This window comes from Nocardia sp. NPDC059691, assembly GCF_042733915.1.
GTDB classification, from domain to species: domain Bacteria; phylum Actinomycetota; class Actinomycetes; order Mycobacteriales; family Mycobacteriaceae; genus Nocardia; species Nocardia sichangensis.
The window spans coordinates 240,665-249,673 of the sequence record NZ_JBHWFB010000007.1 but is presented as its reverse complement, the minus strand read 5'-3'; the positions used below and the strand labels follow the sequence as shown (position 1 = coordinate 249,673).

General features: G+C 70.3%; 5 protein-coding genes. All 5 read right to left on the bottom strand.

Annotated features, from left to right (window positions below):
- The coding region (locus tag ACFV2O_RS17915) for a beta-ketoacyl synthase N-terminal-like domain-containing protein (protein WP_379252747.1) at positions 1 to 4,081 on the bottom strand (4,081 nt) is incomplete at its 3' end.
- A gap of 28 nt (positions 4,082 to 4,109) precedes the next feature.
- Entirely contained in the window at positions 4,110 to 4,715 is a 606-nt protein-coding gene (locus tag ACFV2O_RS17910; protein WP_379252746.1) for an SGNH/GDSL hydrolase family protein, read from the bottom strand.
- The gene (locus tag ACFV2O_RS17905) at positions 4,712 to 5,971 is read right to left on the bottom strand and encodes an NAD(P)/FAD-dependent oxidoreductase (RefSeq protein ID WP_379252745.1); all 1,260 of its coding nucleotides are present in this window, start codon (positions 5,969 to 5,971) and stop codon (positions 4,712 to 4,714) included. The genes ACFV2O_RS17910 and ACFV2O_RS17905 overlap by 4 nt, the downstream gene beginning before the upstream one ends.
- A 95-nt stretch (positions 5,972 to 6,066) precedes the next feature.
- Entirely contained in the window at positions 6,067 to 7,749 is a 1,683-nt protein-coding gene (locus ACFV2O_RS17900) for an AMP-dependent synthetase/ligase (protein ID WP_379252744.1), read from the bottom strand.
- Positions 7,750 to 7,846: 97 nt separating this feature from the next.
- Positions 7,847 to 8,779, bottom strand: coding sequence for a LysR family transcriptional regulator (locus ACFV2O_RS17895; RefSeq protein ID WP_379252743.1), 933 nt, complete (start codon positions 8,777 to 8,779; stop codon positions 7,847 to 7,849).
- Positions 8,780 to 9,009: the final 230 nt, after the last annotated feature.

Sequence of the window (9,009 nt, the reverse complement as noted above, 5' to 3'; positions counted from 1 at the left end):
CCAGATCGGCTTCCAGATCCATCGACGGATCCACCATCTCCACCGGATAACCGGTCTTCTCCGCGACCACCTCACGCAGCGCGCGCCGCAACGCCTCGTCCGTCACCTCAGCGTCGGCCGGGGCGACCGCGCCGTTCGCCGACGATCCGGCGTCCTGCGCGCCGAGCAGCTCGGCGATCTGATCCAGCGTGCGAAGCGTGCCCAACTGCTCCGGACCCAGACTCGGCAACTGCGGAAAGCGTTCCTGCAGAGCGCCGATCACCTGCACCCGCTTGATCGAGTCCACACCCAGATCGGCTTCCAGATCCATCGACGGATCCACCATCTCCACCGGATAACCGGTCTTCTCCGCGACCACCTCACGCAGCGCGCGCCGCAACGCCGCACCCGAGACCTGGTCGTCGGTGACCACGTGAGCGGCGCCGTTCGATGTCGCCGACGGCGCGGCCGGGGTCGGCGCGCCGGTGGCGCCGAGCAGCTCGACGATCTGGTCCAGCGTTCGCACCGTGCCCAACTGCTCGGGGCCGAGGTTCGGCAGTTGCGGGAAACGTTCCTGCAGAGCGCCGATCACCTGCACCCGCTTGATCGAATCCACACCCAGATCGGCTTCCAGATCCATCGACGGATCCACCATCTCCACCGGATAGCCCGTCTTCTCCGCGACCACCTCGCGCAGCGCGCTGCGCAACGTGTCGCCGGTCACCTGGTCGGCGGGAGCAGCGTGCCCGTTCGTCGCCGGAGCCGGCGCCGCGACGGGTTCCGGGGCGGGAGCGCGGTGTTCGTCCACGACCATGGCGGTGGCCAGCGGCCGTCGTACCGGCGCGGGCTCGATCGCCGCGCGCGGGGCGGGCGCGGGGCGCGTGACCTGCGTCGATGACCGCGATACCGGTGCGAAGCCGCTCTCCAGCTCGACCAGCTGGGCGAGCACCTCGCTGGCCCGCGCGTGGCTGTGGCTGATCGCGACACCGTGTTCCTTGACCGCTTCGATGGCGCGGACGGTGGCGGCGTCGAGCCTGCCGTCGTCGAGCGCGCCGGCCAGATCGCGGGCCATGTCCAGCTGGCCGTCCAGGAACTGGCGGTGCGTGTGCAGGTGCTGGACGAGCGCGCTCTCCAGCGCGTCCGAACCGGTGTCGGCGGGCTGCGGTGTGGGGTACACGGGTGTCTCCGTTGCTGCGGTGGAAGCGGGGGGCACGGCCCGCTGCTCGGCGGGCTGGTGATCGACCACGCTGTCGACCGGAGCGGGAGCCGCCGCGAGCACGCTGAGCCGGTATTCGGCGTCGAGCGCGGCGGCGTAGGACTTGCGCCGGGTGTCGGGCACGTATTCCGGCGCCGACATTGTCACCGTCATGGCGCGACCGGTGACCGCCGCCTCCGGCTCCGGCGCGGTGTGGCGGTTGATGCCGTGCAGGCCGAACCCGAGCACGGCCAGGCGCACCGCCGCGCGGGTCAGCGCGAGATCGCTGTTGCCGATCGGGCCGGAGTCGGTCGCGATGACGACCACGTCGTCGCCGAGGGTGCGCCGCACCAGCGAGGTCAGCACCTGCTTCGGCCCGAACTCCACGAACACGGTGCAGCCCGCGTCGCGCATCGCGGTGAGCGCGGCCACGAATTCGACCGGCTTGCCGAGCTGTTCGGTCAGCACGGCCCGGTTGGCCGCCACGTCGTCGCCGTAGCGGGCGTCCGGCGTGTTGGCGAAGACCGGAGCGTCCGGCGCGCCGATGTGCACCTCGGTGATCGCGGCGGCGAACGCCGTAGTGGCGTGAGCGACATAGGGCGTGTGGAACGCACCGGACACCGGCAGCGCACGGGTCGCCACGCCACGCGCGCCGCAGCGCGCGACGACGGCCGCGATCCCCTCCGCACCGCCGCCGACCACGACCTGGTCGGGCGCGTTGTGATTGCAGATCCAGACGTCCTCGACACCGTCGAGCAGTTCCTCGGCGGTCTGCCGGGACGCACCGAGCGCCACCATGGTGCCCGCCTCGACACCCGGCTCGGGCGTCATGGCCACGCCGCGAGCGCGAGCCAGCGCGAAGAAATCGGCCGTGCTGAGCGCACCCGAGGCCCACAGCGCGGTCAGCTCACCGAAGCTGTGCCCGAGGTACCCGTCGGCGTGGAAGCCGTAGTCCGACAGCGCCGTGAACTGCCCTGCGGACAGCGCGCCGATCGCGGGCTGCGCGAATTCCGTTCGGCGCAAGACGCTTTCCTGCTCCGCCGCCACGTCGTCATCGAACGCGGGCGGCGGGAAGACCACCGACGACAACCGCACCGGCGCGCCCGCGAACGCCTCGTTGGCCGCGTCGAACGCCGCGCCGACCGCGGGATTGTTCACCGCCGCGTCCAGCCCCATGTCGACGTACTGGCTGCCCTGCCCGGCGAACAGCGCGCCCGCCTTGCGATCCGGCAGTGCGGCGGCGCGGAAGTACACGCCCTCGGGGTGCTCCCAGTCGGCGGCGTCGGGGTTGCGGACCAGTTCGTCCACCGCGAGCGAGCGCAGATGCGCGGCGTTCTCCTCGTCCACCGAGACGAACCCGATGCGCGCGTGATCCTCCGGGATCTCGCCCCCGTCGGACGGCGCGACGCTGCGCACCGCATCGATCAGTCCGGACACGTCGGGCGCGTGCCACAGGTGCGCGCGGGCGGTGCGGTGCAGCACCGGGTGCGCGGCGCGGTCGGCGTCCGCCTCCTCGAGCACGACGTGGAAGTTGGTGCCGCCGAAGCCGAATGCCGAAGCAGCCGCGCGGCGCACCGGGCGCTGCGGGTCACGGATCCACGGACGCGTGCGGGTGTTCACGTAGTACGGCGCGTCGACGGCGGCGATCTCGGCGTTGGGCGCCGAGACGTTGATGGTGCCGGGCAGCACCTTCTGGTGCAGCGCCAGCGCCAGTTTCATCACGCTGGCGGTGCCCGCGGCGCCCTTGGTGTGCCCGATCTGCGACTTCACGCTGCCGAGGGCGGCGAAGGCCCGCTCCGGCGTCGCGTCGGTCAGCAGCTCCTTCAGCGCGGTGAGCTCGGTCTTGTCGCCGACGGGCGTGCCGGTGGCGTGCGCTTCGATGAGCGCGACATCGGCGGGCGAGATCTCGGCGTCGGCGTAGGCCCGGTCCAGCGCGACGCGCTGGCCGCCCGCGCGCGGGGCGTAGATGCTCTTGGCGCGGCCGTCGCTGGAGGAGCCGAGTCCGCGGATGATGGCGTAGATCCGGTTGCCGTCGCGGCGCGCGTCCTCCAGTCTGCGCAGCGCGAGCATGGTGATGCCCTCGCCGAGCAGCGTGCCGTTGGCGTCGGCGGAGAAGGGACTGATCTGCCCGCTGGACGACAGCGCCCCGACCTTGCTGAAGCACAGGTAGATGAAGATGGTGTTCTCGGTGTCCACGCCACCGGTGATCATCATGTCCGCGCGGCCGTCCTGCAGTTCGGCGATGGCGGTGCGCAAGGCGGCCAGCGAGGCCGCGCACGCCGCGTCCACGGTGCAGTTGATGCCGCCGAGACCGAGCCGGTTGGCCACCCGGCCCGCGGTGATGTTGGCCAGCAGGCCGGGGAACGAATTCGCCTCCCACGGCGCGAAAGCCGCGACGAACCGATCGGCGATGGCGTCGGCGTCCGCGTCGGACAGACCGACCGAGCGCGCCGCCTCCTTCAGCACCGGCGTGGACAGCCGCGCGGCCAGCGGGTGCATCAGCGGCACCGGGCCGGTGGTGCCGAGGACCACGCCGGTGCGGCCGGCGTCGTACCAGGCGGAGTCCACCGCGCCCGCGTCGCGCAGCAGGTCACGCGCGACGCCGAGGCTGAGCGTCTGCATGGTGCTGGTCACTTCGAGCTGGTTGGGCGGCAGCCCGAATTCCAACGGGTCGAATTCGATGTCGGGCAGGAACGCGCCCCGGCGCGAGTAGGTCTTGTCCGGCGTCGCGGGGTCGGGATCGAAGTAGTCGTCGAGGCTCCAGCGCGACCCGGGGACCTCGGTGGTGCAGTCGACGCCGTCGACGATGTTCTGCCAGTACTCTCGATGATTGTGGGCGTTGGGCAGCAGCCCGGACATCCCGACGATGGCGATCGGGTTGCGCGCCAGGCGTCTGTCGTCTGTCACGGAAATTCCTCTCGAACCGGGTGGATGGTCAGGCGGCCACGGTCGTCGCGGTGCGCGACGCGACGAGTTCGGCGACGCTCGCGGCGAACCGGTGGTGGCCCAGCGAACTGGGGTGCAGACCGTCGGCGGTCCACATCTCCGGCCGCTCCCATTCGGGTTGGGTGGCGATGTCCAGCAGCAGCGTGCCGGTGTCGGCGGTGACGTCCGCGAGCACCGCGTTGGCGAAGGCGAACCGCTCGCGCAGCAGCGCGCGGAAGCCGTCGGGCACGGGCAGCCGGGCCGGGATGTCCGGGTAGCTGGCCGTGAACACGGTCGCGCCGCCTGCCCGCAGGCCGCCGAACAGCTCGGCGAGGTTGCGGGCGAAGCGGTCTTCGGCGAAATCGCTCACCAGGTCGTTCACGCCGACCACGACACCGAACAGGCCGGAACGGCCCGAAAGCGCCACGCGCAGTTGACGTTCCAGCACGACGGTGGTCGTCGCGCCGTGCTCGCCGAGATTGCGCACCGCCGCGGGCCGCAGCCCGAGCTGGCCGCCGAGACGCGGAACCCAGCCACGGTAGCCGCCCCCGGGCGCGGTGTCGCCGCGCCCTTCGACGAAGCTGTCACCCAGCGCGGTCAGCACGGGCGCGCTCATGCGGTCACTCCGTCCTTGCTGACGTGCCTGGCCGCCGCCGGGAAGTCCACCTTCTCGTACAGTGCGGCCAACTCCTGCTCGCCGAAGTACTTGTCCGGCGAGTAGATTCCCGCGATCAGCCCGAAGAAGTGCTTGGTGTAGTCCGCGTCCAGCGACGTCGCGCGGAACACCGAGTCGTAGTACGGGGTCAGCGACAGCTCCGAGATGCTCAGCGTCAGTTCGTAGGTGCTGGCGCTCTGCGCGTCGCGCTCGCGCTGATACTCCGCCAGCGCCTCGTCCATCGGACGCGCACCGGACAGGCCTTCGTCCACGTGGTCGGCGAGCAACTGCGCGTACTTGAACGCGTCGGTGATGCCCCAGCCGGTGAACGGATCCTTGTGGTAGGCGGCGTCGCCGACCAACGCCCAGCCGGGGCCGTGCGACGCGCGGCGGTAGTTGTCCGGGTACAGCATCGGGCGGAACTGCTCCACCCGCTTGCCGGTGTCGCGCAGGCGAGCGCCGATCTCCGGGTCGACCTGGTCGACGATCTCCTGCACGCCGGCGTCGGGGTCGGCGCGGAACTCGCGGAACCGGTCCCGCTTGCGCATGACCGCGACCAAGGCCAGATCGTCGTTGGTCGGCCAGGACGCGAACTGCTGCTCGCCGAATCCGGTGCGGTGCTGCATCCCCCAGTCGACGCCCTCGTAGTAGGAGTAGTAGACGAAGCACGCCGCGGGCGAGCCCTCGTACTCCTGTGCGCCGACGGCCCTGGCCACCAGCGAGTTCGAGCCGTCGGCGCCGACCACCAGTGTGGCGCGGAACTCTTGCTCGGCGCCGTCGCCGATCGCCCCGCGGATGCCGGCCACGCGGTCACCGTCGAAGACCAGTCCGGAGACGGTGAAGCCCTGGATCACCTCGACGCCGGAGTTGGCCGCGGCCTCGACCAGGATCTTGTCCAGCACCGTGCGGCGCGGGCAGTAGACGGCGTCGATGCCGTCGGCGGCGGTATCGGCGAAGCCTTTGATGACGATGTCGGTGTAGGAGAAGTTCAGGTGGCGGATCGCCGGAACGCCGGTGGCGACGACCTCGTCCAGCAGGCCCCACGACTTCAGGAAGCCGAGCCCGGCCTGGTGGATGTAGTGGGTCGAGGGGGTGTCGCTGGGGAAACTCGCGCGGTCGACGGCGAGCACCCGGTAGCCCTTCCTGGCCAGCAACATGGCCAGCGGGGCGCCCGCGACCCGGGTTCCGACAACGATGACGTCGTACATGTTTCGCATCACTTTCCGGTAGTCGAATTCCGATTCGAGTCTGTGGCCGTGCCTGGCGCTCGACCACCGCGCCGGGCCCTGATTCATCGGCCGATCGGCCGCGGCTATCGTGCGGGCCGTGGCGCGGAATACAGCAGTTCGATATCCGCCGCGTAGGCTTCGGCGATCGCGGCGCGGCGCAGTTTTCGTGACGAAGTCGACAATCCGTCCTCGACGGTGAAATCTCCCTCCACGATCCGAAATGCCCGAATCGATTCCGCGCGCGAGACGAGCGAATTCGCGTCGTCGACCGCCGATTGCACGGAGGCGGTGAGATCGCCGTCCGGCTCGGTGGCGCGCCAGCGCCGCACCTGCGCCTGATCCAGAGTCACCAGGGCGGTCACGAAATCGCGGCCGTCGCCGAGCACCATGCAGTTGGACACCAGCGGATGCAGCCGGATCCGGTCTTCCAGCGGCGTGGGCGCCACGTTCTTGCCGCCGGAGGTCACCAGGATCTCCTTCTTACGCCCGGTGATCCGCAGGAATCCGTCGTCGTCGAGTGCTCCGAGGTCGCCGGTGTGCAGCCAGCCCTCCGGGTCCACCGGCGACTGGCTCGCCGCCGCGCCCCAGTACCCCGGCGACACGTGCGGTCCGCCGACCAGCACCTCGCCGTCGTCCGCGGCGATGGCCACCGAGGTCCCCGGAATCGGCCTGCCGACCGTGCCGAGCCGGTTGGCCCCGGGGGCGCTCACCGTCACGGCGGTGGCGGCTTCGGTGAGGCCGTAGCAGTTGAGCAACTCCACGCCGAAGGCCGCGTAGAACCCGACCGTCGAATCGTCCAGCGAGGCGCCGCCGGAGACGACGTAGCGCAGCCCACCGCCGAGCGCTGCCGCCACCGGGTGCGTCGACGGCTCCGGCGTGGCTCGCGCCCGCATCAGGTCGAGACCGCGCTCCACCGCCTCCCGCTCCTCGGTTTCGGTGAGCAGGCTGCGGCAATACTTCCGAATCTTCTCCAAGCCGTAGGGAATCATCGCGAGGAACGTCGGCCGCACGGCGGGCAACGTGGGCACCAGGTCCGGAATGCCGGGCAGCAGATGCGTGCGGCTGCCGCCGAACAGGCAGGCGAACAGGATGGTCTGGCCGAAGACGTGCGACAGCGGCAGGGCCAGCACGGTGGTCCCGTCGAACATGGCACCGGTGCGGCGCACGGTGTTCGACGAGGACACGAACATGTTGCGATGGGTGATCAGGCAGCCCTTCGACACGCCGGTGGTGCCGCTGGTGTACACGATCATCGCCAGGTCGTCGGGCCGGACCGCGGCGATGCGCGCGGCCAGCCCCGGAGCGATCGCGCCGGTGGCCCAGTCCGCGATCTGCTCGAAGACCCAGACCTCGCCCGCCCCGGCCGCGCGCAGCCGCTCGGCGTCCTCGGCGCTCTCGGCGGCGAAATACGCGCTCCCGCTGTCGCTCAGGATGTGCTCGATCTGGCTCGGCGACGAGGTGGGGTAGACCGGCACCACCACCGCGCCAAGGGCCAGCAGCGCGCAATCCAGCAGCACCCAGGCCAGATTCGTGCGGCCGAGCACCGCGACCCGATCACCCGCCGCGACGCCGCGCTCGGCCAGAGCCGAGGCCAGGGCACGGGCCCTGTGGTCCACCTCGGCGCTGGTGAGCCGCGTTCCGTCGGCGTCGCACAGCGAAAGCCGGTCCGGGTGATCGGCAGCCGCGCCGGAAATCACCGAGTACAAACTCGCCGAGTCCGGCAGATCGAAACCATTCTCACCGACCGACACTGCGATGACAGACACTGTGTTCACAATGTCGAATTCTGGTCGGCGGCACGGAATTACCGCGCCGCCGACATCGCGGTTCCTACCGCGCGAATGTCATCACCTATCGACGTGGTCAGGCCGATACCGCACGGGCAATATCGATTTGCGCCGGTTCCGGAGAATCGATGCAATCCAGGAAAAAGCCGACCGCCGGATTCGGCTCGTCCGCACGCCACACCGCGTACAAATCGAGCGTCGGCACCGGATCGAACAGTTTCACCGCGACCGAAGCCGTTCCAGGGCCGCCCATGCCCATCGAAATCGCCCGCGGCAGCGAGGCGAACCCCACCAGCGGGCGCACCGAGACCATGTGCGCCGTCGCACCCGGGTCGTCGGCGGTCTGCGCCACCGCGAGGGAGATCCTGGAATCCGCCGCCGCCCGGAAGATCGAGTCGTACATGGCCGGACACTGTTCCCTGGCGAAGAGCACACATTCCTGGCCCTCGAGTTCGGCGAAGGGAACGCCGGGCCGGTCGGCCCACCGATGCCTGCGCCCGACCACGGCGACCAGTGGCACCCGGTGCAGCAGCCGCCGGTACCGGAAGTCGGTCGTACTGGGATGGCCGTAGACGAGGGCGAGGTCCAGCGACCCGTCGGAGAGCGCCGCCAGCTGCGGGCCGGTGCGCTTCTCCCACAGCGACACCACGATGTCGGGATGTCGCTCCGTCATCCTGGTGAGCGCCTCCGGCAGCACGTGTCTGCTGGCCGGAAGGTTGTATCCGATGTTGAGGGCGCCCGCCCGCCCTTCGGCGGTCGCCTTCGCGGCCTGGGCCGCGCGGTCCATCTGCGCCACGATGAGCCGGGCCTGACTCTCGAACTCCCGGCCCGCCGGGGTCAGCTTGACCTCGTGCGAGTTGCGTGCGACCAGTTGCACGCCGAGCGATTTCTCCAGCTTCTGCAGCTGGGCACTGAGACTGGGCTGCGTGAGATGCAAGCGCTGCGCTGCGCGGCCGAAATGCAGCTCTTCGGCAATCGTGATGAACGAAACCAGATGTCGGAACTCCATGCCGCCGGCTCCTTTTTCCGCGTACCGGAAACGGTAGCGCCACCAAGTAACCGAGGATGAACCGGGATCGGACGAACGACACCGAAACCGTGGCCGATCGGTGAACTGCCGCCGAAGGGACGAGAGGGTGTGCTACTCGCGCCCGTGACCATCCAGCTTCCCCGAAACCCCGCCGGAGGGCAACTCGAAAGACGGAAACTCGGTGTGGCGCAACCGCGCTGCCACCGCGG